Here is a 26,963-nt window from a genome sequence, read left to right as displayed (position 1 = left end):
GGGGGAGAGGTAAGGAGAGGAAACACCATGCAATCCTTCCTCGACATCTTCGACATCTACTTTCTCGAGGCCGTCATCAACGGCATCCTGCTCGGCGGCGTTCTGGCGCTGCTCGCGCTCGGCCTCAACCTGATCTTCGGCGTCATTGATGTCACCTGGATCTGCTATGCCGAGCTGGTGATGATCGGCATGTACGGCATGTACTACCTGGTGCAGTCTTTCGGCCTGTCATACTGGGCCGCCGCGCCGCTGGTCATCATGCTGGTCGCGCTGCTCGGCGCGGCGCTGCACTACCTCGTCATCGCGCCTTTGCTGACCTCGCCGCCGATCAACCAGCTCCTGGCGACCGGCGGCGTTCTGTTCATCCTGCAGAGCTTTGCCACCGTCGCCTTCGGCATCGACTTCAAGAACCTCGGCATCCGCCTGCCGGTCCTGTCGCTCGGCGACATGAATTTCAGCTACGCGCGGCTGCTGTCCTTTGCCGCGGCGCTGCTCGGCATGATCGGCGTGTATCTGTTCCTGACTCGCACCTTCACTGGCACCGCGATCCGCGCCATCGCGCAGGACCGCCAGATCATGCCGCTGATGGGCGTCGATGCGAAGCGCATCTATCTGATCACCTCGGCAATCGGCGGCGGGCTGGCTGGTCTCGCCGCGTGCCTGCTCGTGCTGCAATACGACGTGCATCCCTTCGTCGGGCTCTCGTTCGGCCCGATCACCTTCCTGATCTGTGTGCTCGGAGGGCTCGGCAACTTCATCGGCGGCTTCATCGCCTCGTTCCTATTCGCCGAGATCATCTCGCTCGGCGGCCTGTTCTCCGATCTCGAATGGGGTTATGTGCTGGCGTTCGCCTTCTTCATCGTGATGATGTTCATCCGGCCCGCGGGTCTGCTCGCGAGGCGCTCGTGAACCGGCGGATCATGGCGTGGATCGTCGCGCTTGCCGTGCTGGTGGCGGTGCCTTTCGTGCACAGCGATCCCTATCACCTGCACATCCTGGTGCTGATCCTGATCTGGTCGTTCGCCTACACGTCGTGGTCGATCATGGGCCGGTTCGGCCTGGTGTCGCTCGGCCACGGCGGCTTCATGGGGACCGGCGCCTATGTCACGGCGCTGCTGTGGAATAATTTCGGGCTGTCGCCCTGGATCGGCATTCCGCTCAGCATGCTGGCGGCGGGCGTGCTCGCGCTGGTCGTCGCCTATCCCTGCTTCCGTTTCCGCATCACCGGCCATTATTTCGTGCTGGTGACCCTGGCGCTGGCCGGCATCGTGCTGCAGGTGATCACCGCAACCCGCGACTATACCGGCGGCTCGCTCGGCTACACGCCGCAGCGCGCCCCGAGCGGCAAGGGATTGCTTGCGCTGCAATTCGACGACAAGACGACCTGGTACCTGATCGCGCTCGCGGTCTGGCTCGCCGGCATCGTGATCTGGCACCGGATCGACCGCAGCATGAGCCGTCACGCCATGGAGGCGATCTCGGAGGACGAGGACGCGGCCGCCGCGGCCGGCGTCAACGTTACGGCCGAGAAGCTCAAGATCACGCTGATCAGCGCGCTGATGACCGCGCTCTCGGGCGCGCTGTATTGCCAGTATCAGATGTTCATCTCGCCCGACACGGTCAGCGGCATCGCCGTCTCGCTGCAGATGGTGTTCGCCGCGATCGTCGGCGGCGTCTATGTCGCGCTCGGGCCGACGGTCGGCGCTATCATCACCATTCTGCTCGCGGAAGTGTTGCGCATCAGTTTCGGAGCGAACGCGGTGGGCTGGGACAATCTCGTCTACGGCGTGCTGCTGGTGCTGTTCATCATCTTCCTGCCCAAGGGCATTCTTGGTAGCGTGATCGACTGGATCAAGTCGCCCCGCAAGCCACCGAGAGCTCATGAGCAAGAAACCGTCCGCGTCGCTCGCCGATGAATTGAAGCCCTATGTCGCACCGTTCCGGTTCGACGGTGCGGGCCAATTCCACCTGAAGTCGTATCCGACCGCCGACAGGGGCGGCATCGACAAGGACGCCGGCGGCAAGATCATCGAGGCCAATCGCAAGCGGCTCAGCGACTTTCAGGAGAAGCTCTATGCGCAGGACCGCTGGTCGCTGCTCTTGATCTTCCAGGGCATGGACGCCGCCGGCAAGGACTCCGCGATCAAGAGCGTGTTTGAGGGCGTCAATCCACAGGGCTGCGAGGTGTCGTCCTTCAAGCAGCCCTCGACCAAGGAGCTCGATCACGACTTCATGTGGCGCGCAATGGTCGCGCTGCCGGAGCGCGGCCGCATCGGCATCTTCAATCGCTCCTACTACGAGGAATGCCTGGTGGTGCGCGTGCACCCGGAGGTGCTCGGCAAGCAGAAGATCCCGAAGCGGCTGGTGACCAAGCGCATCTGGCGCGAGCGCTTTGAGGATATTTCCGCGATCGAGCGCTATCTGTCGCGCAACGGCACGGTGATCCTGAAGTTCTTCCTGAACGTCTCCAGGGAGGAGCAGCGCCAGCGCTTCCTTGCCCGGCTCGAGGAGCCGGCCAAGAACTGGAAGTTCTCGATGGCCGACATCGCCGAGCGCGCGCTGTGGGCGAGATATCAGGCGGCCTACCAGGACATGATCCACCACACCGCGAGCAAGGATGCGCCGTGGCACATCGTGCCCGCCGACCACAAATGGTTCGCCCGCGTCGTGATCGGCTCGACCATCGTCGCCGCGCTCGACCGGCTCGATCTGAAATTCCCGGAAGTCGACAAGGCCGACCGAAGCGAATTCAAGCGCGTCCGCGAGGCGCTGGAGGCGGAAGGCAAGGGTGGTGCGGAGAGGGCGAAGCCGGTTGCGAAGAAGTAGTCGCTGTTTGCTCGAACGGAGGTTGGAACGCAGGCCGCTGCTTGCGTGAGGTGAGCACGTCAGTCGGGCTCCCTCCCCCGCAAGGGGGGAGGGAACCCTACCACCGGTGCGTCCCTGACGTGTGGTGGCTTACCCCGCGCGTCCATTAGGTCAGTCCGCCTGACCATCTTTCCCCATTGCGGCCGCTTGCCATAATCGTCTAGAAACAGCCGCACGGCGCTGCCCGGCAACCGACTGTCAACGGTTTTGGCCGAGGATCTGGCGCTCCAAAGGGTCTGGCTATGCTGATTCGCGGCCAAATTGATGGGATTTCGGGGGAGGTGGCGTTCGCCGCCCGTACCGCCGCGATCCCGGCCGCGCTGCCCACCCTGCTTATTGGCGGCCTTCTTCTTACCTGCCCCTGAGGGCCGGCTGGGCGTCTGCGCCTGGGCACTCAGGGGTTTGTACGAGATCACCGGACCCTGACACGCCCCAGCAACATGACGGGCGCACAAGCTTAAAGGAATTTCTGACATGGCCACCGTGAACAAGTCCGAGAAGGACCGCGTCATCATTTTTGACACCACCTTGCGTGACGGCGAGCAGTGCCCCGGCGCCACCATGACCTTCGAGGAGAAGCTCGAGGTTGCCGAGCTGCTGGACGACATGGGCGTCGATGTCATCGAAGCCGGCTTCCCGATCACCTCGGAAGGCGATTTCCAGGCGGTCAGCGAGATCGCCCGCCGCTCCAAGAATGCCGTCATCGCCGGGCTGTCGCGCGCCCATCCGGCTGACATCGACCGTTGCGCCGAAGCGGTCAAGTTCGCCAAGCGCGGCCGCGTCCACACCGTGATCGCCACCTCGCCGCTGCATATGCGGGTCAAGCTGAACAAGACCCCGGAGCAGGTGATCGAGACCTCCGTCGCCATGGTGGCGCGCGCCCGCAACCAGATCGACGACGTCGAATGGTCGGCCGAGGACGGCACCCGCAGCGAGATGGATTTCCTCTGCCGCATCGTCGAAGCCGTGATCAAGGCCGGCGCCACCACGGTGAACATCCCCGATACCGTCGGCTACACCGTGCCGGAGGAGTACACCCACTTCATGAAGACGCTGATCGAGCGCGTGCCGAACTCCGACAAGGCAGTGTTCTCGGTTCATTGCCACAACGACCTCGGCATGGCCGTCGCGAATTCGCTGGCCGGCATCGTCGGTGGCGCGCGCCAGGTCGAGTGCACCGTCAACGGCATCGGCGAACGCGCGGGCAACGCCGCGCTGGAAGAGATCGTGATGGCGATCAACGTACGGAACGACAAGTTTCCGTACTGGAACAAGATCGACACCACGCAGCTCACCCGCGCGTCCAAGCTGGTGTCGGCCGCGACCTCGTTCCCCGTCCAGTACAACAAGGCGATCGTCGGCCGTAACGCCTTCGCTCATGAGAGCGGCATCCATCAGGACGGCGTGCTGAAGGATGCCTCGACCTACGAGATCATGCGGCCGGAGATGGTCGGCCTGAAGCAGTCCTCGCTGGTGCTCGGCAAGCATTCCGGCCGCCATGCCTTCGTGCACAAGCTGGAGGAGATGGGCTACAAGCTCGGCCCCAACCAGCTCGAGGATGCCTTCACGCGGATGAAGGCGCTCGCCGACCGCAAGAAGGACATCTACGACGAGGACATCGAGGCGCTGCTGGACGAGGAGATCGCCGCCGCGCACGACCGCATCAAGCTGACCTCGCTGACGGTGATCGCCGGTACCCATGGCCCGCAGCGCGCCACCATGAAGCTCGACGTCGACGGCCAGACCAGAATCGAGGAGGCCGAAGGCAACGGCCCGGTCGACGCCGTGTTCAACTGCATCAAGCGCCTGGTGCCGCACGACGCCAAGCTCGAGCTGTACCAGGTGCACGCGGTGACCGAAGGCACCGACGCCCAGGCCGAAGTCTCGGTGCGGCTGGCGCATGAGGGCCGCTCGATGACCGCGCGCGCTGCCGATCCGGATACGCTGGTTGCCTCGGCCAAGGCCTATCTCGGCGCGCTGAACAAGATCGTGATGAAGCGCCAGCGCGACGTTCCGGCGGCGGCCGCTGCGAGCTGACGGCACATCTGATCGACACAACATTCGAAACGCGGCGCTTCGGCGCCGCGTTTTTGTTCGAGCTCGTACGTAGGGCGGGTTGGGCGCAGCCGTGCCGTCGCCGCCCGCACGCACTACGTTTTGTCATTGCGAGCGAAGCAACTTGTCCGCCGAAGCCTTGGCAAAGGCGGAAGTAATCCATCTTACCGCTCGCTGATGCATGGATTTGCTTCGCTGCGTCGCTTCTCACACGACGGCCATGGCCCGTGCGATTGGGATGGGAACAGCGCTATTAGATCATTTCTGGAATCCTATCCCAACAATCCGTCCTAACCCGCGCCGGTTTGGAATCTTCCGCGCCAACTCCAGCGCTACCCTGCGTCTTTCCCAGGACGCCGCCCATGCTGATCTCCCCCGTCGTGTCAGACCTTCCGCGCAGCCCGACCCCGGCGGAGACCGCGCTCACGCGCCGGGTCGACCTCACCACGCTGCGCCTCTTCATCGCGATCTGCGACGAGCAGAACCTGACCCGCGCTGCGCAGCGCGAGGGCATCGCGGCATCGGCGGTGTCGAAGCGCATGAACGATTTCGAGCTCGCCTTCGGCGTCACGCTGTTCAGGCGTCTCGCCAAGGGCATGGCACTGACGCCGGCCGGCGAGGCGCTGTTGCATCATGCCCGCGTCACGCTGCTCAATGTCGAGAAGATTGCGGTCGAGCTGTCGGAATATGCGCAAGGGGTGCGCGGGCACGTCCGCATGCTCGCCAACTTGTCGGCGATCGTGCAGTACCTGCCCGAGGATCTCTCCGCCTTCTTCGGTGGGTACGGACTGTTGCGCGTCGATCTGCAGGAGCGGCCGAGCGGGCAGGTGGTGCGCGGCATCGAGGAGGGCGCAGCCGAGATCGGCATTTGCTCAGCGGAGGCGGACAGCCGCGGGCTCGAAGCTTTTCATTACCGCTATGACAATCTGGTCGTGGTGATGCGATTGGACCATCCGCTCGCCGGCTACGGAAGCCTCTCGTTCACCGACACGCTCGACTACGATCACATCGGTCTGCATACCGCGAGCTCGATCTATCTACGCTCGCAATATGCCGCGACCCAGGCCGGCAAGGCGATGCGGCTGCGCATCAACGTGCCGGGCTTCGATGCGGTCTGCCGCATGGTGCAAGCGAATATGGGGCTTGGGCTGATCCCCGATCGCGCCTTCCATGTTGTCGGCGCCGGCATGGGTCTTCGGGCGATTCCACTGCGCGATGCGTGGGGCCGGCGCGAGCTGAAGATTGTCGTCCGCGACGCCGCGCATCTGTCTGCGACCAGCCGCCTGATGCTCGATCATTTGCGCGCAGCGGAGACCTCGTGAAGGCGGCGCATGGCTGCGGGAGCGAAGCGCAGATACGACGTTGTCTGCCGGGCTCTGCAGCCCGTTACCCCTGACTAGGTTGGTGACGGTGTCGACCCCGCAAATGCGCCCTGGGGTCTCGCGAAGGAAATACGGTTTCCATTTTTCAGAATCGCTCTCTGGCGCGTGCTGCCAACCTTGTCGCAACTTCGCGCGGCGGCTTCAAAGCCGAACCTGAACAGCTATTCAGGAAAGTTTCTATCAAGTTCCTGCAACGTCTGCGGATGACGACCGTTGCCTCGCTGACAGACGGTGAAAGGAGGGACAGATGAAGAGCCTCACTTACGCTTTCGCGGCGCTAGCGACTCTCGTAATCGGTGCTCCGACCATCGCTAATGCGGGCGGCGTTGGTGTCTATATCGGCGGCGACCGTGGCTATTACGCTGATCGCTTTGATCGCCCTCATGCGCGGTTCTACGAATATGATCGCGGTTGGCATCATGGCTGGTACCACCATGACCGTGACTACGACCGCGGGTTCGTGATCCGGCGTCATCATTGGGAGGACGAGGACTAATACGTCCTCTGCTCCGGCCAATCCGGCAACAAGGGCCCCGCCGAGGCGGGGCCCTTCCTTTGCCGAGTTTGTTGCGGACCGGGCAGGGGAGTTCCACTTCACCCAGATCCATCAATCCCGTTCGCGGGCGAAAGTCATCGGCGAGTGGCGCGATCGACTAATTAGTTCTAGTCCATAACAATGTTGCCGAAGACGTAATGAAGTGAGTACGATGGTTGTCCCCTCAGTAACAGTTCAGGGACCCCGCCATGCCCGCTCTCCAAGCAAAATTGGAACGATTTGAGACCCTTGCTGCCGAATGCGAGCTGATCGCTAACCGGGCGATGGACGGGGGCAAACGGGAGCTATATTTGCGGCTGGGCGCACGCTATCGCGAGCTGGCAACCGATATGCGGACCGTGATCGCAAGCGTTGACGCGGCTGCGTAGATCCGTTCGCAGTGCAGCGGACCGGCGGATTCCAAGCATTCGCCTGTCGTGGGTTCGTCAGGTGCCTTCACTCACGTGGGGTGTCGCGGGGCCGGCAAAGCCGCGCGTCACTATACGCTGCTTGTGCACCCACATGAGAGGGGCCGCTACCTGAGGTCGACGCAATCATCCGCTGCACGAGGGCACACCGCCTGGCTACGGCGATGATTTTGCGCCGGGCTCAGCGCGGCTCTCGCAACATATTCAAGCGAGATCACCGACGATATTTCGCGGACGCGTCGCCGCGCGTCGACCCTCCCAGGAACGACTGCCAGCACCAGCGGTTGGCAGTGGGTCTCAACAGGAGGAATACCCAGATGAGATTCGCGAAAGTCGCTTTGGCTACTGCGTTTATCCTCGGATCGATTGTTGCTGCCGCCGCACAAGGCGGAGGCGCGGGCAGTGGAGGCGGCGGCGGTGGAAACTCACCAGCATCCGCGAGCGGCCAAGGCGCAAGCAGCAGCCCCAGATACGCCAACCCCGGCGCAACCGCCAACGACACGAAGTTGAAAGGTGGCTCAAGGATGAGCTCCCGTAAAAGCCATAGGCGTCATCACACCATGTGATGCTTCCAGTGCCCGCCGAGCCCCCTCGGCAGGCACTGCCTCAAGCGAAGCCACCACACTTCGATTGGGCTGGGCCAAGCAGCGCGCATCGCTGTTGTGAGAATCCAGCGGTGACACTTCGCGATGTGAAGCGGGCCGATGCGTACCATTCGATGACCCTCGCACCTGCAGCAGATCTGCGCGGCTTGCTCCACTTGCCTTGCCTGATACTGCCGGATCGTTTGGCTCGACGGAGGGTCTGCCTTGCGATAGGCTCGCCGTAGGAGAGACCGATGCGCCGACGGCTGAGAAATCTCTTGCCCATAGTCCTGCTTGCCCTGCTGGTGCAGATCTTCGCGCCGATCAGCGCATGCCGGGCGGTGAGTGTTGCGGCCTCCGATCCGCTTGCAGGCGCAGTCATCTGCCACGGGAGTGCAGCACAAGAACCTGGGCAAGATCAGACCGGCCAGCATGTCCATGACTGCTGTGTCGCCTGCAGCTCGCTGCAGACTGGAGCCTTGATCGACGCGCGCCAGGCATCAGCCACGATCGTGGTAGATCGCCAGATGAGCCAGATGGCCTGGCAGGATCGGGCGCCGGGTCTGTTCGGTTCGAGAACTGCTTCTGAGGCCCAGGCGCGAGCTCCGCCATTTTTGTCGTAAAGTCGCACGGCCACCGGCCGCTGACAGCGTTACACATCAACGCTCGCGGAGATTTCCATGCTCATCCGTCAGGCGCGTGCAGCCTTACCGGGGCTCGTCATCGCCCTCGTTCCCCTTTCCGGAAGCACAGCCCACGAGATCGTCGGCAACCGCTTCTTTCCGGCGACGCTCGGCATCGACGACCCCGGTGTGAATGACGAGCTTTCATTGCCGACGGTGGCGGGTTTCAACACCGGCGACGATCCGTCATTTCGAGAGCGGGACTTCTCTGGCGAATTTTCCAAGCGCATCACCGAGGCGTTCGCGATCTCGATCGGCTCGACCTACAGTGTCTTCAGCCCGCCGGGCGGCCCGACCGGGATGGGTGCGCATGGATTCCAGAACCTCGAGACGACTTTCAAGTATCGGGTCTTCAAGGACCCGGCCCATGAATTCGTGATGTCGGTCGGCTTGAGCATCGAGTGGGGCGGCACCGGCTCCGATAGCGTCGGAGCCGATCCGTTCAACACTTACACGCCGACCGTCTTTTTCGGCAAAGGTTTCGGTGACCTGCCCGATACCCTGTCATGGCTGCGCCCGGTCGCAGTCACCGGACAGGTGGGCTATGCCATTCCTGGCCGGCATTCCACCACGAGCCTCGGGGTCGATCCCGATACCGGTGAAGCGACTGCCGACACCGAGTTTCATCCGCAGGTGCTGAGCTGGGGCGGAACGATCCAGTACAGCATGCCCTACCTGAAATCTGCGGTCGTCGATCTCGGGCTGCCGGATTTCTTGAATCACCTGATCCCTCTGGTGGAAGCCACGATGCAGACGCCGGTCGCGAACACGCTGACATCGGGGACGGTGACAACCGGCACCATCAACCCCGGCGTCCTCTGGGTCGGCAACACCTATCAGCTCGGTGTCGAGGCGCTTGTCCCGGTCAACAGGCAAAGCGGGACCCGCGTCGGCGTGATCGCTCAGCTCCACCTCTATCTGGACGATATCGACCCCCACGGAATCGGCAGGCCAATCTTTGGCGGAGCGATACAGCCCGCCAGTCCTTTTGCGAGGAATCGATGATGCGACTCTCATCGTTGATCTCGATCGTCGCGCTGCTGCTGTCGTTTTCGGCCGGCAAGGCAGAGGCCCATGCCTTTCTCGATCATGCCGAACCGCGCGTCGGCAACAAGGTGGCGAGCCCGCCGCGCCAAGTGACGCTCTACTTCACCCAGAAGCTCGAACCGGCATTCAGTTCGCTAACGGTGACCGGTCCTTCCGGACAGCGCGTCGATGGCGGAAGGGCGCGCGTCAGCGGCACTCAGATGTCCGTCTCACTGAAGGGTGGCGGTGCCGGGACCTACCACGTCAATTGGCACGTATTGTCCGCGGATACCCACAAGACTGATGGGAGCTTCACCTTCCAGGTAGGACCATAGAGCACTGCTGCGATGGATTGGTCCGCAGCAGGAGTGCCGATGGTCGCGACGCGCGCCGTGCACTTCGCGGCGACCGCGGTCACGGTCGGAAGCGTCATCTTCGAGGTGCTGATCGCCACACTCGTCTTGCAGCACCGCGCGACGGCGGCGATCTCGTTCCGGAAGCGAGCGGGGCGGGCCACATGGACCGGCCTTGCCGTGGCGGTGATCTCCGGCCTGACGTGGCTGTTGCTACAGGCGTCCTCGATGAGCGGGCTACCGTTCAACGAAGCACTGTCTACCGACACGCTGTCGACGGTCATCAACGAGACCCAGTTCGGTCGGGTGGCGATCATTCGCGCGGGTCTGGCGATCTTCCTGGCCGTGTGCCTCGTCCATCACCGTACGGCAGCCTCCCGATGGCTCGGGCTCTTGGCGGCCACCGGGCTTGCCGGCAGTCTTGCCTGGACCGGCCATGCCGGCGCGAGTGTTGGCGCAGCCGGCTATCTGCATCTCACCGCAGACGCGCTGCACACCGTAGCTGCGGCAGCCTGGATCGGCGGTCTGGTGTCACTGATCACATTGCTGGCGACGAGCCGGATACGCGAAGACGTGTCGGTCGTCCGCCATGCCATCGAGCGGTTTTCGACAATGGGGATGATTTGCGTGGCCATCATTCTGTTCACTGGCATTGTCAACGGTGTCATTCTGGTCGGCTCGTTCTACGGGCTTGTCGCGACCGAATATGGACGCCTGCTGATGCTCAAAATTGCGATGTTCGCGGTGATGCTCGCCTTCGCCGCTGCCAACCGCTTTCGCTTGACCCCACAACTCGCCTCGACCGGAAAGGAGCAATCGGCTGCTGCGCTCCATCGGCTGATCCGTAACAGCGCAATTGAGACAGCGCTCGGACTGGGCATCCTCGTCATCGTCGCGCTGCTCGGAACTTTGCATCCGGCCACCCACCTGGTCGACGTTACGACCTCTTGGTAACCGGCACCCGTCGAAGCCCTCCTTCTCGCCGCGGAGATTTCGAAGTCCATTGCTCGTCCGAAGCGGTCAGCGCAGGACTGCCGCTTCTGGCTGGCGCACATGGCGTCATCGTTGTCATTGCGAGCCAACGGGTCGCGCGAATGCGCAATGGCAGTCTGCGCAAATTCACAACCTCTCAGGGTAACGGGGATGGCGTCGCGAGATGCGACAAAGTAACCCGACGGGCAATTTCCCGCTTTGCGATTGACCCAACTCAGCAGTCTAATGCGCCCGTCTCACCCGCTTGAGGGGCGCTTCGCGATCGTCACGAGTGCTGGGTCGGGATGCGGTGGACGCCGCGCGTGTGACTGACGAGCATATGCAAGGCGGACGGCGAAGTCGTGCAGGCCTGACGCCCTAGTGGCAGGTGTCCTGTTGCAAGACGCAATTGCGTGTTGCAACAGCGGTGACAACCAAGCCCAGTCTCGCCGGGGCGAGCACGTATAAGCCGTAACCCATCGCGCAGGGAAAGCCGGGATTGCTCCGGTTACACCTGTGGTCCTACCCCCGGTGCTACTTTTATTGCACCGGGCCCATGGGTGCGATCGGCACCCGGCTTTCCCTGCGCCCTCTCTTCACGAGAGGGCGGAACGAAGAAGCAAAGCTCGGACAAAACATGTCGCGAGAATGCAACGCCATATCTCAACGACTGTCATCGCCCGCGAAGGCGGGCGATCCAGTATTCCAGAGGCAGCAGTGATTGATCCGAGAGGCCGCGGCGTACTGGATCCCCCGCATGCGCGGGGGATGACGGCGGAGCGATCGATATGCACACCAGCGTTCGTGCCGCGCGAACCCGCCATTTCCGAACCTCTCATTGACCGCCGCGCTTCCGCCGGGCACAGCGGATCGCGCGTCACGCCGTCGTTCGCTCGGGGCAATGCGCAGACGTGGATACCACTGTGCGATTTTGCGGTGCAGCAATCGTGCAAATCAGACCCTGCTAAAGGGGCAATGGCATTCGCCGCGGCTTCTCTGTAATGGTGCGGCCGGATGTCTCGGGGGCCGGCGGTTCGTGCCCCGCAATTACGCGGGAGGATACATGCGTAAACTGATTTTGGCTGCGGTTTCGATCGCGGCACTGACTTTTGTGGGGCCGGCGTCGGCCCAATCGCCGATCATCATCAAGTTCAGCCACGTGGTCGCCTCGGACACGCCGAAGGGCAAGGCGGCGGACAAGTTCAAGGAACTCGCCGAGAAGTACACCAACGGCAAGGTGAAGGTCGAGGTCTACCCGAACTCGACGCTTTACAAGGACAAGGAAGAGCTCGAGGCGCTGCAGCTCGGCGCCGTGCAGATGCTGGCGCCGTCGAACTCGAAGTTCGGCCCGATCGGCATCAAGGAATTCGAGGTGTTCGATCTGCCCTACATCCTGCCTGACCTGAAGGCGCTGCGGAAGGTGACCGACGGCCCGCTCGGCGCACAGTTGCTCAAGAAGCTGGATTCCAAGGGCATGACCGGCCTCGCTTACTGGGACAACGGCTTCAAGCAGATGAGCGCGAACAAGAAGCTCGTCGCGCCCGCCGACTACAAGGGCCTCAAGTTCCGCATTCAATCGTCGAAGGTGTTGGAAGCCCAGTTCCGCTCGCTCGGCGCGATTCCGCAGGTGATGGCGTTCTCGGACGTCTACCAGGCGCTGCAGACCGGCGTGGTCGACGGTCAGGAGAACACCTGGTCGAACATCTACACCCAGAAGATGCATGAGGTGCAGAAGTACGCCACCGAAACCAACCACGGCTATATCGGCTACGTCGTGATCGTGAACAAGAAGTTCTGGGACGGCCTGCCGGCCGACATTCGCGACGAGCTGTCCAAGGCGATGAAGGAGGCGACCGAGTTCGGTAACAGCCAGTCCGCCAAGGAAAACGACGACGCGCTGGAAGCGATCAAGAAGGCCGGTAAGACCGAGATCATCAGCCTGACGCCGGAGCAGAACGAGGCGATGCGCAAGGCGATGCTGCCGGTCTACAAGGAAGTCGCCTCGCGCGTCGGCCAGCCCTTGATCGATGAGTTCCTGAAGGAAACGGGCCGCGGCCCGATGAACTAAGGCGAATCGCCTAATAGCCGCCAGGAAGGCGGTGCGCTCCCTCTCCCGCTTGCGGGGGAGGGTTGGGGTGGGGGCTATCTCCGCGCGTCATTCCGTTGGAGAGAGCCCCCACCCGTATCGCATCTTCGATGCGATACGACCTCCCCCGCAAGCGGGAGAGGTGCAACGAGTTCGCGGATGGGCCTCTCAGTCGAGAACCCTCTCGCAAATCTAATGAGCGCCGCGGCCGGATCAGGCCGCGGCATGAGGGCGTGGCCGGTTGCCGTGTCCGGCCATGACTGGGGAGATCAATGCTGCTGAAAATTCTCGACAGGCTTGAGGAAATCATCATCGCGAGCCTGATGGGCGCCGCAACGATCCTCACCTTCGTCACCGTCCTGCACCGCTTCCTGGTGGACGTGCCGTTCCTCTATCCATACCTGTTCGGTATCAATCTCGCCTGGTCGCAGGAACTCTGCATCTACATGTTCATCTGGATGGCGAAGTTCGGCGCCGCCTATGGCGTGCGCACCGGCATCCATGTCGGCGTCGACGTGCTGATCAACCGCCTCAACGACTACTGGCGCAAGCGCACCATCACCTTCGGGCTGCTCGGCGGCGCGCTGTTCACCGCGATCGTCGGCACGATGGGCGCCAAGTTCGTCATCGAGCTGATGCACACCGACCAGGTTTCGCCGGATATGGAAATCCCGAGCTGGATCGTCTACGCCTGCATTCCGCTCGGCTCCTACCTGATGTGCTTCCGCTTCCTGCAGGTGTGCTGGACCTACTGGTGGACCGGCGACCTGCCGCACCATGACGCCTCGCATGTCGAGGGCGTGGAGACCAGCAAGAACGCGCCGATCGCGCTTGGAGAAGCGTGATGAGCGCCGCACTGATCTTCGGACTGCTGTTTGCCCTGATGCTGACGGGCATGCCGATCTCGATTTCGCTCGGCCTGACCGTGCTCACCTTCTTGTTCACGATGACGGAGGTGCCGATCGAGAGCGTCGGCCTGAAGCTGTTTTCGGGCCTCGACAATTTCGGCATCATGGCGATCCCGTTCTTCATCCTCGCCGGCACCTTCCTGACCCGCGGCGGCGTCGCGCGGCGCATGATCGCGTTCACGACTTCGCTGGTCGGCCATTTGCCGGGCGGATTGGGGCTTGCCGGCGTCGCGGCCTGCGCGATGTTCGCAGCGATCTCGGGCTCGAGCGTCGCCACGGTGGTTGCGATCGGTTCGATCATGATGCCGGCGATGGTCGATCACGGCTATCCGCGTCGTTTCGGCGTCGGCGTGATCTCGACCTCGGGCGCGCTCGGCATCCTGGTGCCGCCTTCGATCATCCTGGTGCTGTACGGTGTCTCCACCAACACCTCGATCGGCGCGCTGTTCATGGCCGGCATCGTGCCGGGCATCCTGCTCGCGCTGATGCTGGCCGGCGTGACGTTCTTCGTCGCACAGCGCAACGGCTATCCGAAGATGCCGCGGGCGACGTTCGCCCAGCAGTTCAAGGCGTTCCGCGAGAGCATCTGGGGGCTGCTGCTGATCGTGATCGTGCTCGGCGGCATCTATGGCGGCATCTTCACGCCGACCGAGGCGGCCGCGGTGGCTGCGACCTACGCCTTCTTCATCACGGTGTTCGTCTACAAGGAGCTCAAGCTCTCCGAGGTGCCGAAGGTGCTGCTGCAGTCCGCGAGCATGAGCTCGATGCTGCTCTACATCATCACCAACGCGGTGCTGTTCTCGTTCCTGATGACGCACGAGCAGATTCCGCAGGAGATGGCGGCCTGGATCATCGACAAGAACTTCTCGGTGTGGATGTTCCTGCTGGTGGTCAACGTCATCCTGCTGCTCGCCGGCAACGTGATGGATCCGTCGTCGATCCTCCTGATCATGGCGCCGATCCTGTATCCGCTGGCGACCAAGCTTGGCGTCAATCCGGTGCATTTGGGCATCCTGATGATCGTCAACACCGAGGTCGGATTGTGCCACCCGCCGGTCGGGCTCAATCTCTACATCGCGAGCAGTATCGCCAAGATGGGCATCAGCGAGATCACGGTCTCGGTGCTGCCGTGGTTGTGCGCGATGCTGGTGTTCCTCGGTCTTATCACCTATGTGCCCGAGATATCGCTGTGGCTGCCGCGATTGCTGGGAATGATCGGCCCCTGATCCGCACGCCGGAGGGCCGCGTGAGCGCGAGGCGTATCGCGGCTTTCCGACAACTTCGGGCGCAGACCGAAACCAAAACGTGGATTAGCGTAGCTCTCTATTTCTGGCGGGCAACAAAGCGGATTACATCTTGGTAACAGAGGTCTCTCTGACCAATCCGTAAGTTGAAGGCGCAGGCGGGGCGCACCATCCTCAGGCAACCTTCAAAGGAGGTTCGCATGAAGAAAGCTCTGCTCGCCGGCGTCGCGGCGCTCACGATTGCCGGTTCGACCGTGGTCTATGCCCAGCATCGTCCATGGTTTCATGGTCAGATGCGGATGAGCCCCGAGGACCGCGCGGCCTTTCTCGACGCGCGCATCGCCGCCGTCCACGCCGGGCTGAAGCTCAACGCCGATCAGGAGAAGCTGTGGCCGCCGGTCGAGGCCGCGGTGCGCGATTTCGCTAAGATGCGGATCGATCGCGCCAATGCGCGGATGACCGCGGACAAGAACGATGCCGGTTCGGCGCAGGCGCCGGATAATCCGGTGGCACGCCTGCGCGAGCGCGCCGACAACATGTCGGCGACCGCGACGTCGCTGAAGAAGATCGCCGATGCCGCCGATCCGCTCTACAAGACGCTCGACGACAACCAGAAGCGGCGGCTGACCATGCTCACCCACATGGAAGGGCATGGGTTCGGCGCCGAGGGCTGGCGCCGCCACCGCTTCGAGCGTGGCATGGACCGCTGGGAACACGGCGGCCGCGGCTATGACCATGACCGCTCTGACCACGACGATGGTCCGGATCAGGAACAGTCGGGCCGGCTCTGATCACGGTCGCGGCGTCCGCGCCAAGCCACGGAAAAGCCGCCGGATTCCGGCGGCTTTGGCCGGCCGAAGCAAATTGCCAAAAGTCGGGAAAACTCGCTCCGGCTTGCTGGACATCCCGGGTTCGCTTTGCTAAACGGCGGCTCTCTTGCGAGGGTCACTTCCGGACAAGTTCCGGGCGCATAGCTCAGTTGGTAGAGCAGCTGACTCTTAATCAGCGGGTCCCAGGTTCGAGCCCTGGTGCGCCCACCATACAAATCAAGACCTTAGCGAGAGAAACCGTTTGAGAAGGCCGAACTAAAACGGTTTTTCAAACGGTGTATTCTAGGCTTCAGAAAAAAGCCTCTCGACAATGTGATTGAGGACCTCGCAGGGGGCTCGCTCGGCCTGCTGCGACGTTTACATTTGCTCCTAGTTCGACGTGGCCACCGCCGCACGAGAAGGCCTTCGACCGCGTGTTCACCGGTCCAGCGGATCTTGCTAGCGGGGGACGAATCCCTCCCTCTCCGCCAAGCATCCTCCTAAGTGCCTGATTATTTGAATCCTTCGGGAAAATAAGGGCTTTCGTTACCGGCCGTTGGTACAAAAGGTTGGTACAACGCATGGTCCTGATTATGGCGCGCCCCTGGCCGCATCCCGTCACCGGCATTTTCTGGTTTCGCATGGCCGTGCCGCTCAAGCTGCGGCCGATCGTCAACAAGCGCGAGGAAAAGTGCTCGCTCAGGACACGCGATCCAGACGAGGCCAAGATCCGCCACGCGCTCAAGGCCGCCGAGGTGCGGCGGCGCTGGAGCGGCCTCAAGGAGGGCGTGCGATCGCTGAGCCAGAAGGAGGCCGTCGCGCTCGCAGGCGAGTTCTACCGCAAGATGGTGGCGCGCCATGAGGAGAACCCCGGACCGGCGCGGCGCTGGGAGCGGCAATGGCAACAGGGCGAGCTGGAGGTTCGGCGTGCGCCAAAATCCTGGCCGCTCCATCGCGCGCAGGTGCGCACCTTCCTGACCCGCCAGGGTCTGGTGCTCGACAGCGACAGCTTTGACCGCGTCGCGCTTGCCATCGCCAAGGCCAGTACCCAGGCCGAGGACCATCTGCTGCGCAACGCCAATGGCGACTATTCGCCGGATCCCCAGGCGGCGCGGTTTCCTGAATGGCAAAGCGGCGCCAAACCTCAGGTCACCTCGATCGTCGCGGCGTTCAAGGCCTACGCCAAGGAAGCCGAACTCGGTGCGCGGACCGTGAAGAAATGGGGACCGATCATCGATCGCCTTGTCGTCCATGTCGGCCGCGATGATCTGTCGGCTGTGACGCGGACCAAAATGATCGACTGGAAGAACGACCTCTTGGCGCAAGGGCTGAGTTCGCGCAGCGTCCGGGACGGCTATATCGCCGCAGCGAAAGCGACCCTCGAATACGCGCTCGGCCAGGACTGGATCAAGAGCAACCCGGCGACCAGCATCAAAGTGCGCGTCAAGAAGAAGGCGCGCACCCGCGAGAAGGGATTTACCTTCGCCGAAGCCACGACCATTCTCAAGGCGACGCTTGTCAAATCGCCGGCCAAGATGAGCCGGGAGATGGCAGCCGCGCGCCGATGGATTCCATGGATCTGCGCCTACACCGGCGCGCGCGTCAACGAGATCACCTCGCTGCTTCCTGACGACGTTCGCACTCTGGCCGGCATCAAGGTGTTTCGCATCAGGGCGGAGAATACGAAGACCATCGAGTATCGGATCGTGCCGATCCACGATCACCTGCTTGAGCAGGGGCTTTGGGACTACGTGGCGTCGCGCGGCAGCCAGCCGCTTTTTTACGACCCTGCTCGCAGCCGCGGCGGCTCCGATGCCAACCCGCATTGGCAAAAAGTCGGCGAGCGGCTGGCGGAATGGATTCGCGACCTTGGCATTCCGGAGGGGGTTCAGCCCAATCACGGCTGGCGACATCGTTTCTCCAGCGCTGCGATGGACGCGGGGATGGATGAGCGCATTCAGAACATCATCCAGGGACACGCGCCCGCCAACGAGGCGCGCGCCTACGGTGATCTCTGGCCTCAAACTGCGCAGCGTGAAATCCGGAAACTGCCGCGCTACGAGGTCGGCGCGCCGCTCCCGAACCGCGCAAAGAGCGCGGTCGCCAAGAAACGAAAAGCAGCGTGATCGTAAGGGCCGCGAGCAAGCAACGTAAGCGGTCCTGCGGGCATCCTCCGTTGGCGCGAAGCTCTCTGTTCTCGCTTAGCCTTGAGGAAACCGCTGGCGTCGCTCTTGCAACCCTACTGCCGTCGTTTTGCGGATCTATGCTCGCTCGGTCTTCCGGCGATTAGCCTCGTCTTGGCGGCGTGCCGACTCTCGAGACAGAGCTTCCCAGTAAGGTTCATATTTGTCGAGCAATTCACTCGGGCGAACCACCTCCACGCCGAGATCCTTTAGCAGTCTGCTGAAGAACCCCCTCGTCACGGAGGGAGCTTGATGATTCACTTTATCATCTCGAATCGGCGGAGAGGATCATGCGCGGCAGGTTTATGGATCAGGGTGGCCTGTTTTCGTACATCGCGCCGGATAAGCGTGTGCCGGCGAACCACCCGCTGCGGAAGGTCCGGGAACTTGTCCGGGATGTTTTGAGTGATTTGAACCGCAGCCTTGGGAGGCTCTACGCCAGCGAGGGACGCCCCTCGATCCCTCCGGAGCAATTGCTGAGCGCCCTGCTGCTGCAGGTGTTCTACGGCGTCCGCTCGGAACGCCAGTTGATGGAGCAACTGGACTACAATCTTTTGTATCGCTGGTTCGTGGGACTGTCGCCGGACGATCCGGTCTGGGACCCGACCACCTTCACCAAGAACCGGGAGCGGCTGCAGAACGGCGATGTGTTCACGAAGTTCATGACCAGGCTTCTGAACCATCCGCAGGTCAAGCCGCTGCTGTCGGACGAGCACTTCTCGGTGGATGGAACGCTGATCGAAGCCTGGGCTTCACAGAAGAGCTTTCGTCCCAAGGACGGCAGCGGTGACGATGACAATGGCGCCAACTTCCACGGCCAGAAGCGCAAGAACGACACCCATGCGAGTACCAGCGACCCGGACAGCAGGCTGTATCGCAAGGCGGCCGGACGGGAGGCCAAGCTTTGCTATATGGGCCACGCCACCATGGAGAACCGGCATGGGCTGGCGGTGGCCGGCAAGGTCACGCACGCCAATGGCACCGCCGAACGCCGGGCTTCGGAGACCATGCTGAAGGCGAAACGCAAAGCCGCAGGCCGCCGCATCACGGCCGGAGAAGACAAGGCGTACGATACCGCCGATCACGTCGCCAATCTTCGCGCCATCGGTGTGACGCCGCATGTGACACAGAACCAGGCCGTCACCAAAACCGGCAAGACCCGCAACAGCGCCATCGACGAACGAACCACGCGGCATCCGGGATATGGCATGTCGCAATCGCGCCGCGCGATGGTCGAGTGCATCTTCGGATGGGGCAAGCAGCATGGCACCATGCGCAAGACCAAACATCGCGGCATCGCTCGCGTTGCCGCCGACTTCCTGCTCAATCTGATCGCCTATAATCTGATCCGCATTCCCAAACTGCTTGCCGCTTAGCCGCCTCTCGTCAGGGAGCGGCCAACCTCAGCCTAGCAAATTATATCCGACCCCACCGCGCCACCCCTCCAAACGACTGGCGAGAACAAGAAAACTCCTCACCTCAACGTTCTTCAGCAGACCGTTAGAACATTTCGATGCTTTCAAAACGTCTTGCGATCCGTGGTCAGAATAGCCGGAATGTTTGCAAGAAGAGCGTAGGCAGCCACTTGCCGGTCGCCGGAATCAGAAAGAAAACCAAGAGGTCCGCCGTCTGCGACGATTTGTTCAACAGAATTCACTCCTAGTCCCCGCAATATTAGCGGTGAAACACGCGCAGCCCTGTGGTCATCTAGCAAGCCAAGCGCGACGCCAGGAAATGTGCTGTTGCAGATCGTATCTTGGTGGTCGTTAAAAAATCTAAGAATGCTCTTCAATCTTAGACCCTTGGCGCCGCTAAGGACGGCTGTTTCACTCAGGTTGACTGTAAGCGTAGCTCTGAGGCCCATTTGATTGGCGCTTGACGTCTATTTTGAGCGCGTGGTGCGCCGGCGCGGCTTCCATATGTCGGACAACGCATTGACAGCGGCCTCAAGCGCCTTCCGGTCGACGACGTTGGGATCGAACTGCTCCGGGCCCCAGAGGCGCATATGTTCGTGCTCCGGATGGGTGGGGTCGCTGATGGCGTCGAGGTATTCAGCATAGCCTGGCGCACCGCCGACATCTTCCGGAGGACAACGGCCGGCGGCCTCGAGCAAGAACGGAAGTCCCTCCGTTGTCGTGTTGTCGAACCACTTTTCAAGCTTGATCACGTGATCCCAGCTGTCGCCGAGGTCGTAGAGATAATGGATCGTCTTCGCGCCGGTCTCCTGAACGATATTAGAGAGCCGCGTCTTGCGGGCATCGATGGGCTGAGGGCCAAAATCTCCATCGGGATCAGGGATACCCCAACGTCCTTCGCCGGCCAGGAACTCGAAGAGATGGCTGTTCGTCCAGCCAAACGCCGCCTGAAGCGTCAGATGCAGCCGATCAAGGCGCAGCGTGAGCGGCACGACAAGGCATCGCATCACCTCCGGTTTCACATCCTTGAGGGTCACCTTGATCCGGACCGCGGTCGTGTTCAGGCTCATGCCGCCAGCCTCGGATCGTGTGCATGCATCGTGTAGATCGACGCCCAAGGGAGCAGTTCGTCCAGTCGCGCCGCAGGCCAACCATTGACGAGCTTCGCGAGAACATCAGCGAGCCAGTGCTCGGCGCTGACGCCATTGAGCTTACAGGTCTCGATTAACGAAGCCAGAACTGCCCAATTCTCGGCGCCCTCGTCGCAACCGGCAAAAAGGGAGTTCTTGGCGTTGAGCTTGATCGGCCGCATCGCACGCTCGACAGCATTCGTGTCCATCTCGATGCGCCCGTCATCAAGGTAGAGCGTCAGGCCGTCCCAATGACGCAACGCGTAACGCAAGGCCTTCGCCGTGTCGCTCTTTTGTGCAAGGTGATCAAGCTTGGCCTCAAACCACTGCTTCAAGGCTGTAGCCAGAGGTCGGGCATGCGCCTGCCTGCCAGCACGGCGCTCGGCATCCGATCGGCCGCGGAGCGCTTTCTCGACCGCGTAAAGTTGGGCGATGCGCTCAAGAGCCTCGCGGGCAACCGGAGCTGGCGCCGGAGCAGCCTCGCGCTCGATCTTCACAAACTGGCGCCTCAGATGCGACCAGCAGAAGGCGAGCGTTCCGGACAAGGCGTCCGCACGCGTCTCTCGGGTCATGGTCTTGTAAGCCTGATAGCCGTCGCAGTGGATGATGCCGCGATAGCCCTCGAGCAGCCTCAAGCCATGAACGGCCCCACGGCCCGGTGCATAGGCGTAAACCACGCCAGGTGGGTCAGGTCCGGCCCAGGGCCTGTCATCGCGTGACAGCGCCCAGAAGTAGCCGGTTTTGGTCCTGCCGCGCCCTGGATCCAGCACCGGCGCCGGGGTCTCATCGACACAGAGCTTCGAAGAGGCGAGCAGAAGCTGGCGCAGACGATGCCACAAGGGCTTCAATTCCTGGGCGGCGTAGCCGACCCAGAAGGCGAGCGTGGAACGGTCCAGCGCTATTTCGTGGGTCGCCAGCATCTGCGCCTGACGATAGAGCGGCAAATGCCAATGATACTTGGCGTCAATTACATGCGCGACGAGACGCTCGGTGGGCAGTCCCCCCTTGATCAATCGCTCGGGCGCAGCGTGCTGGAGGACGACGCCATGACAGGCGCGGCAAGCCAGCTTGGGCCGGCGGGTGACGATCACCCTGTATTGCACCGGAACGACGTCGAGCCTCTGGCTCTCATCGTGACCAATCTCAACGAGATCGCCTTTGCAGCACGGGCAGCAGGTTGCAGCCGGCATCAGCGTTTCGACAATGCGTGGCAAATGCTCCGGAAGCTGACCACGGTTGGCTCTGCGCTTGGCAGTTCTCTTCTCGCGGGCTCTGGGATTGGCGCGATCCTCAGCTGCTTCGAGAGCCGCGACGGCCTCTTCGATGTCCTCCAGAACAAGCTGCAGCTGATCAGCGTCCAGCTTTTCCGACGATCGACCGAACTGCGCATCCTTCGCAAGCTTGAGCAACCGCTCGAGCCTGGCGCAGCGATCCAGCAGAGCCGCGGCAAAGACACGCAGCTCGGCTGGATCGCTCGGCAGCTCATCAGGCAAATCACTCATTGGCCCAAGTCTGCCATGCTTCGCGCCCCGATGCAGCGAAGATTTTATGTCCTACGCAAGTGCTTTCGGCTGCGGGATTCGAGGCGCGTGCATCCGCGTCCAATCCATGCCGGCCAGAAGCGCGGACAGCTGGGCGGCATTCATCCGCATCACGCCGGCCACGATGGGAGGCCATTTGAAGCCGCTGCCATCGAGCCGCTTCCAATACATCACAAGGCCGCTGCCATCCCAGACGACAATCTTCACCCGATCGGCGCGCTTCGCACGGAACACCACCGCCACGCCCTTCATCGGGTCATGGCCCAGCGTCTCCTTCGCCAACAGCGCCAAGCCCTCCGCACCTTTTCTGAAGTCCACAGGTTGCGTCGCCACGTAAATCATGAGGCTCGCGGGCGGCGTCAGCATGAACGTGTCCGTCGAAGCGCCAAGAACACATCACTCAACACAGCAAGGCCAGGCGTCCCTCGCACCTCCACGCGTGCCCCCTGGAGTTCAACCGTCACAACGGCTGCTTCCGGCGACCCGGTGGGCTCTGCGGCCGCCGGTAGCGCCGATTCCGATACCACCGGCACGAACGACAGCGTGTCCGCCGAAGCCGGCAGCACCAACTGGCCCAAACGCGCCCGGCGCCGCCAGTCGTGCACCTGTTGGGGCCGGCACCCATGGCGACGCGCGACATCTGTGACAATCGCCCCCGGCTCAAGGCTTTCCGCGGCAATCTGTGCCTTCAAATCGTCCGGCCAGCGCTTTCGACCTGCGCCTGCGTACACTTCGATACGCGGTGACAACGGTCGTCTTATGTCGTCCGAATGGTCGTCCATTGTGAGCACCCTTGCAGAAGATGACTCTTCTAGCGGTCCTCTCAGGACTGAGTACAAAAATTCTCAAGGGCCTCAACGCCACGCTTACGGTTGACTTCTGAAACTAGCCAAGGGAAGCCGCTCAAGAACAGTGTCGACATCAGCAGCGAGCGAAGAGAGTTCGCCAGTCACATGATGCGAGTGACCGTGAAGTGTCTCTTCGTCATAGGCGTGGCGGAATGCGGCGTATGCCTCCGAGTGAAGTTCGAGATCGAGCGGTTGGATCGCTTCGTACACGTCGACGGCAGCGTTAAAGATACTCGGCTGGATGTCGGCGACGGTCCCGTACCATTTTACGGTCGTCATCACCAGTTCGTTGACCTCAGGCTTTCTTTCATCCTTCAGGGACTGAATGACCAAATCGTGTGAAACCAGGCACACGGAGCCAAGATCGCTAACGACGACTGGATATCGCGGGCGTGAATCATCCTCACTTCATGCAGGAGTTCTGGCTCATGATGGAAGAGGTTGCGAAGCTTGCGCAGAACCGTAAAGGACGCAGATCCATGAAGGTTCCCCCCTGCCGATTTTCCGAGTTTATCGTTCAGGCTGTGTAGTGCATTAAACAGGTCAAACAGCGTGTCTTCGTCGGGCGCCATGCTATGTCTGTAATAAGCGCGGAAGAACCGGTCCGCCGCAGCGGCCGCCGTCTTGACCGGTTCTGCGCTCGCTGGCCTCTGTCGTTTTTTCATCATGCGCCAGTGTATAGCGTTGTTTAGCTCAACTGTGGAGCCTCTATGATCGCGCGGCCGCTACAGCACTGCCAGAGGTGAGAGCCTGGCAGCGCTACTTAGCCAACCGCGATGCAATTCTCGTAAGTCGCGTAGAGGAGGCTTTCGCGGCCGGCGCCTAGGCCGGCCAGGGCATTGATCGAGAGGGTGTCATGAGGATCCCAAGTGCTGAAGCTAAACAGAGTGAGCAAACTCGGCCGCTGGGCCGTCGACGGGCGTTAGTCGCATATGCTCAGACTTCGCGTGACCGTACATGCGTTCAATGACAGCGCAATCAGCCTAGACAAAGCGAACAAGACGGTGTTCAATTCATAGTTGCTTAATTTCCTGCTGCACGGCATTTTGCCGGGCCCTCGCGCGGCCCGACGCATTTTTTTTGCGGGGATCGGTATGGGAAACTCGAATCTGGGTGGTTCGGGGTTCGAACTCGAACTGTTGCGTCTCATCGCCGGGGCCGCGGAGGGCACCGTAGCGGGAATGCCGCCGGGTATTGTTCGCTTCACGCTTGAACTGCCACCTGGTGCTAATCTCGACGACCTGAAAACTAAGCTTGTCACATTGTTGGGCGCCGAATCGTTTACGCTTGAACCGCTTGCTGCGAAGGCGCCCGAGTTTGTTGTTCTCCAGTTTCCGGGTGTCCGCAGAACCATCGCGCCGCCTCGGCTGTTCGCTGTTGCGTCTTATCTGGTCGACGAACTTGGCCTTGTTTCTTGCGTACCAGACATCGGATCGACGCTGTACGCCGAGCCAGACGCTCGGTTGTTGCACGACGACGTTCCGGAATCCGTCATTACAAATGCGTTCTGCTGGTCCGACGCTGCCGTGCCAACGGACACGCGTTGGGCCTTGAACAAGATCGGAGCCGTCGAGGCCTGGTCGCTGCCAAATGGTCGCGGCGAGGGCGTGATTGTCGCGCAGCCAGACACGGGCGTCGCGCAACACGCTGAACTGGAAGCGGGTTCGCTTGCTTTGGATAAGGCTGCAAACATTCTAGAAGGCGGAAACGATCCGACCGATCCGCTGCGTGAGGGCACGGCGAATCCGGGACACGGCACTGCGACATCGAGCACGGCAGTGAGCCGAGCGCAGGGATCCATGACGGGTTCTGCGCCGCTGGCCCAATTAGTACCGATCCGCTGCATCGAGGATGTCAAAATATTCGACGGCGCGCCCGTTGCGCGGGCAATCCTTCATGCCGTCTCGATCAAAGCGGACGTGATTTCGATGAGCCTCGGCGGCATCTATAGTCCGTCGATTGCCGCCGCGGTAAGGCAGGCTGTGGCGGCCGACTGCATCGTGGTGGCGGCATCGGGCAACTGCGTGGGCTTTGTGGTCTATCCCGCGTCGGACCGTAATGTGATTTCGCTAGGAGGGACCGATATTGGCGATAAGCCCTGGAAGGGCACCAGTCGGGGTTCGCGCGTCGATATCTCTGCTCCCGCCGAGAACGTCTTCGTCGCGCGACGAACGCCTGGCGACGACGGCAAGGGAATTGTTGCAGGTGGACAGGGCACGTCATTTGCGACGGCATTGACCGCGGGCGTTGCAGCAACCTGGATATCGCATTTCACTCGCGACAACATTCGTGCGGAAGCCAAAAAGCGCTCTATCAGTGTTCAAGAGCTTTTCCGCGCAGCGCTTAAGGCCACCGTGCGAACCCCGGATGGGTGGCAAAGGCGTCTCAATGGTGCCGGCATAATTGATGCGCACGCATTGCTCCGGCTCCCCCTGTCAGACATCCAGCTTTCGCCTGGCGCCACCGAGGGCGCTGCTCCGGCCGGTCTTGATGAGGGCGATCGCGATATCGAAGAAATCTTCAAACTTGCCGAAACTCGCCAAAATTATCAGGGGTTCGACTGGGCGCGATTTGGCGCAGAGGCGTCATTCCTTGCTGCCGATGAGCGCCGCAGAACAGACCCCAAGAAAGCGGGATTAGTTGAATCCCGCATTCGTCCCAAGCCTTCCCCTGTGGTTGCGGCCTCTGCGCCGCCCGTCCTGAGTCGCGTACTTCTGCGCGCCCGCTCCGGGCCTGAACTGATTCGTCCCATCGAACTCCCGTTGCCAATTGCGCGGAACCGACTGAAATTGCTCGGCAAGCGACGCGGCAAAAACGAATCCTCTGTCTCAGCTGCGAAAGCATATCTGACGAAAGACGGGCGGGCCGAGATCATGCGGCACGCTGAGAGCGTGCTCGCTTCGATTAATGCCACGCTGGGAGTATCGCCGGAAAGTGCGACCGTGCGGCGCAATCTTATCGACAACGCTGACAGGATCTTGTTGGACCTGGCCAACAACAACGGCTCCGGTATCCGAGGTAGTGCTGATATCGCCAATCTCGAGGCCCTCGTGATGATGAAGGGGCGCCCCGCGATCAAGATCACTGACGGCGTCTTCGATCAGAATTCGCTGAAAGGCAGTGACTGGGAGGGCGACTTTGCCATTGAACCCGATCAATTGAAGGAGATGGCGGGCGCCGTCGGTCGGATTGACATCGATGGCGATCATGTCGGCACCGGCTTTGTCGTGGGTGACGGTTTGATCATGACCAACCGCCATGTCGCCGAGGCCGTCGCGGATCAGGTCGGGAATAAGTGGATTCTCCAAGACGACGTCACGATCAACTTCGACGATCGCGGCGAAGGCGATGAGAAGCGTTTCGAGATTAAATCGCTCATCTACGCGGGCGCGGATCCGATTTCTGATGCCGTCAACTTCGCGCACCTCGATCTCGCAATTTTTGAGGTCGAGACTTCAAATGCAGCAAAGACAAAGTTTCCGTCTCGGATGCCATTGTCGAAAAGCACGAAGAAGCCGACGACGAAGGACGTGATCGTTGTCGGATATCCTGCCCAGCCCGACATGGCTGCCATTGAGGATCCGACTACGCATGAGGCAAGTATGGCGATTGCCAAGCGGCTTAGCGAGATCTTCGGCCTAGATTACGGGCGTAAATATCTTGCACCGGGTCGCATCGACATGACGGTCGGTACCGTGCCGAGCGATACCGCGGCGTGGGTCTTCACGCACGATTGCACGACGCTCGCCGGTAATTCCGGGTCGATGGTCTCAAGTTTCGTCGCCGACTTCCCGGTTACGGGGCTGCACTTCGCAGGGCGGACGCTCACCGCAAACTTCGCCCACGCTTTGTCAGCTGTGCGCGCCTCGGAGAAAATGCCGCCCGATTTGGTTGAGCGACTGAACTGGGTTTAGCG

Annotated in this window: 24 protein-coding genes and 1 tRNA gene; 19 read left to right on the top strand and 6 right to left on the bottom strand. The window is 61.8% G+C overall.

Going from position 1 to position 26,963, the window contains the following annotated elements; genetic code table 11:
- Nucleotides 1-27 precede the first annotated feature (27 nt).
- The 18 genes from P6U25_RS27430 to P6U25_RS27345 all read left to right on the top strand — a co-directional run bounded on the left by P6U25_RS27430 (nt 28) and on the right by P6U25_RS27345 (nt 19,489).
- A complete protein-coding gene (locus P6U25_RS27430; protein ID WP_407147878.1) occupies nt 28-909 on the top strand; it encodes a branched-chain amino acid ABC transporter permease in 882 nt (293 codons plus the stop codon).
- An 11-nt stretch (nt 910-920) separates the two neighbouring features.
- Nucleotides 921-1,916: a branched-chain amino acid ABC transporter permease gene (locus P6U25_RS27425; protein WP_407152624.1), complete on the top strand. Its 996-nt coding sequence runs from the start codon at nt 921-923 to the stop codon at nt 1,914-1,916.
- A complete protein-coding gene (locus P6U25_RS27420; protein ID WP_407147877.1) occupies nt 1,882-2,826 on the top strand; it encodes a polyphosphate kinase 2 family protein in 945 nt (314 codons plus the stop codon). The genes P6U25_RS27425 and P6U25_RS27420 overlap by 35 nt, the downstream gene beginning before the upstream one ends.
- A 513-nt stretch (nt 2,827-3,339) precedes the next feature.
- Nucleotides 3,340-4,902 carry a 2-isopropylmalate synthase gene (locus tag P6U25_RS27415; RefSeq protein ID WP_407147876.1) on the top strand — a complete coding sequence of 521 codons (1,563 nt, stop codon included), beginning with the start codon at nt 3,340-3,342 and terminating at the stop codon, nt 4,900-4,902.
- Between the two features lie 380 nt (nt 4,903-5,282).
- The gene (locus tag P6U25_RS27410) at nt 5,283-6,242 is read left to right on the top strand and encodes a LysR family transcriptional regulator (protein WP_407147875.1); all 960 of its coding nucleotides are present in this window, start codon (nt 5,283-5,285) and stop codon (nt 6,240-6,242) included.
- A 307-nt stretch (nt 6,243-6,549) separates the two neighbouring features.
- On the top strand, nt 6,550-6,798 hold the full coding sequence (locus tag P6U25_RS27405) for a hypothetical protein (RefSeq protein ID WP_407147874.1): 249 nt from the start codon (nt 6,550-6,552) through the stop codon (nt 6,796-6,798).
- A 248-nt stretch (nt 6,799-7,046) separates the two neighbouring features.
- Nucleotides 7,047-7,226 (top strand): hypothetical protein, encoded by a 180-nt coding sequence (locus tag P6U25_RS27400; protein WP_407147873.1) that lies wholly within the window; start codon nt 7,047-7,049, stop codon nt 7,224-7,226.
- Nucleotides 7,227-8,103: 877 nt separating this feature from the next.
- A complete protein-coding gene (locus P6U25_RS27395; RefSeq protein ID WP_407147872.1) occupies nt 8,104-8,472 on the top strand; it encodes a DUF2946 family protein in 369 nt (122 codons plus the stop codon).
- Between the two features lie 57 nt (nt 8,473-8,529).
- On the top strand, nt 8,530-9,537 hold the full coding sequence (locus tag P6U25_RS27390; protein WP_407147871.1) for a hypothetical protein: 1,008 nt from the start codon (nt 8,530-8,532) through the stop codon (nt 9,535-9,537).
- Nucleotides 9,534-9,893, top strand: coding sequence for a copper resistance protein CopC (locus P6U25_RS27385; protein ID WP_407147870.1), 360 nt, complete (start codon nt 9,534-9,536; stop codon nt 9,891-9,893). The genes P6U25_RS27390 and P6U25_RS27385 overlap by 4 nt, the downstream gene beginning before the upstream one ends.
- 39 nt (nt 9,894-9,932) lie before the next feature.
- Complete coding sequence (gene copD, locus P6U25_RS27380; protein WP_407147869.1) at nt 9,933-10,865, top strand: copper homeostasis membrane protein CopD; 933 nt, start codon at nt 9,933-9,935, stop codon at nt 10,863-10,865.
- A gap of 1,081 nt (nt 10,866-11,946) precedes the next feature.
- Nucleotides 11,947-12,951 carry a TRAP transporter substrate-binding protein gene (locus P6U25_RS27375; RefSeq protein ID WP_407147868.1) on the top strand — a complete coding sequence of 335 codons (1,005 nt, stop codon included), beginning with the start codon at nt 11,947-11,949 and terminating at the stop codon, nt 12,949-12,951.
- Nucleotides 12,952-13,241: 290 nt separating this feature from the next.
- Nucleotides 13,242-13,814 (top strand): TRAP transporter small permease, encoded by a 573-nt coding sequence (locus P6U25_RS27370; RefSeq protein WP_407147867.1) that lies wholly within the window; start codon nt 13,242-13,244, stop codon nt 13,812-13,814.
- The gene (locus P6U25_RS27365; protein ID WP_407147866.1) at nt 13,814-15,103 is read left to right on the top strand and encodes a TRAP transporter large permease; all 1,290 of its coding nucleotides are present in this window, start codon (nt 13,814-13,816) and stop codon (nt 15,101-15,103) included. Before P6U25_RS27370 ends, P6U25_RS27365 begins: the two co-directional genes overlap by 1 nt.
- A gap of 218 nt (nt 15,104-15,321) precedes the next feature.
- Complete coding sequence (locus P6U25_RS27360) at nt 15,322-15,912, top strand: Spy/CpxP family protein refolding chaperone (protein WP_407147865.1); 591 nt, start codon at nt 15,322-15,324, stop codon at nt 15,910-15,912.
- Nucleotides 15,913-16,085: 173 nt separating this feature from the next.
- Nucleotides 16,086-16,161 (top strand) — tRNA-Lys (locus P6U25_RS27355).
- A gap of 350 nt (nt 16,162-16,511) precedes the next feature.
- Nucleotides 16,512-18,056, top strand: coding sequence for a DUF6538 domain-containing protein (locus tag P6U25_RS27350; RefSeq protein WP_407147864.1), 1,545 nt, complete (start codon nt 16,512-16,514; stop codon nt 18,054-18,056).
- Between the two features lie 347 nt (nt 18,057-18,403).
- A complete protein-coding gene (locus P6U25_RS27345; RefSeq protein WP_407147863.1) occupies nt 18,404-19,489 on the top strand; it encodes an IS5 family transposase in 1,086 nt (361 codons plus the stop codon).
- A 143-nt stretch (nt 19,490-19,632) separates the two neighbouring features.
- Here the strand turns inward: P6U25_RS27345 and P6U25_RS27340 are convergent, their stop codons facing one another.
- From P6U25_RS27340 to P6U25_RS27315, 6 genes are all read right to left on the bottom strand, one after another.
- Nucleotides 19,633-19,770, bottom strand: coding sequence for a hypothetical protein (locus tag P6U25_RS27340; RefSeq protein ID WP_407147862.1), 138 nt, complete (start codon nt 19,768-19,770; stop codon nt 19,633-19,635).
- Nucleotides 19,771-19,995: 225 nt separating this feature from the next.
- Nucleotides 19,996-20,598 carry a plasmid pRiA4b ORF-3 family protein gene (locus tag P6U25_RS27335; protein WP_407147861.1) on the bottom strand — a complete coding sequence of 201 codons (603 nt, stop codon included), beginning with the start codon at nt 20,596-20,598 and terminating at the stop codon, nt 19,996-19,998.
- Complete coding sequence (gene tnpC / locus P6U25_RS27330) at nt 20,595-22,160, bottom strand: IS66 family transposase (protein ID WP_407147860.1); 1,566 nt, start codon at nt 22,158-22,160, stop codon at nt 20,595-20,597. Before tnpC ends, P6U25_RS27335 begins: the two co-directional genes overlap by 4 nt.
- A gap of 51 nt (nt 22,161-22,211) precedes the next feature.
- Nucleotides 22,212-22,565 (bottom strand): IS66 family insertion sequence element accessory protein TnpB, encoded by a 354-nt coding sequence (gene tnpB / locus P6U25_RS27325; RefSeq protein WP_011931031.1) that lies wholly within the window; start codon nt 22,563-22,565, stop codon nt 22,212-22,214.
- On the bottom strand, nt 22,559-22,981 hold the full coding sequence (gene tnpA, locus P6U25_RS27320; RefSeq protein ID WP_247280258.1) for an IS66-like element accessory protein TnpA: 423 nt from the start codon (nt 22,979-22,981) through the stop codon (nt 22,559-22,561). Before tnpA ends, tnpB begins: the two co-directional genes overlap by 7 nt.
- An 84-nt stretch (nt 22,982-23,065) precedes the next feature.
- Nucleotides 23,066-23,380: a hypothetical protein gene (locus P6U25_RS27315; RefSeq protein WP_407147859.1), complete on the bottom strand. Its 315-nt coding sequence runs from the start codon at nt 23,378-23,380 to the stop codon at nt 23,066-23,068.
- Nucleotides 23,381-24,066: 686 nt separating this feature from the next.
- Between P6U25_RS27315 and P6U25_RS27310 the strand changes: the two genes are divergently transcribed.
- Nucleotides 24,067-26,961 (top strand): S8 family serine peptidase, encoded by a 2,895-nt coding sequence (locus tag P6U25_RS27310; protein ID WP_407147858.1) that lies wholly within the window; start codon nt 24,067-24,069, stop codon nt 26,959-26,961.
- The last annotated feature ends 2 nt before the right edge of the window (nt 26,962-26,963 follow it).

Origin of the sequence: Bradyrhizobium sp. ORS 86 (assembly GCF_045571475.1) — a bacterium.
In the GTDB taxonomy this organism is placed as follows: Bacteria; Pseudomonadota; Alphaproteobacteria; order Rhizobiales; family Xanthobacteraceae; genus Bradyrhizobium.
The sequence above is the reverse complement of the archived record's forward strand: the minus strand, read 5'-3'. Positions and strand labels throughout refer to the sequence as shown.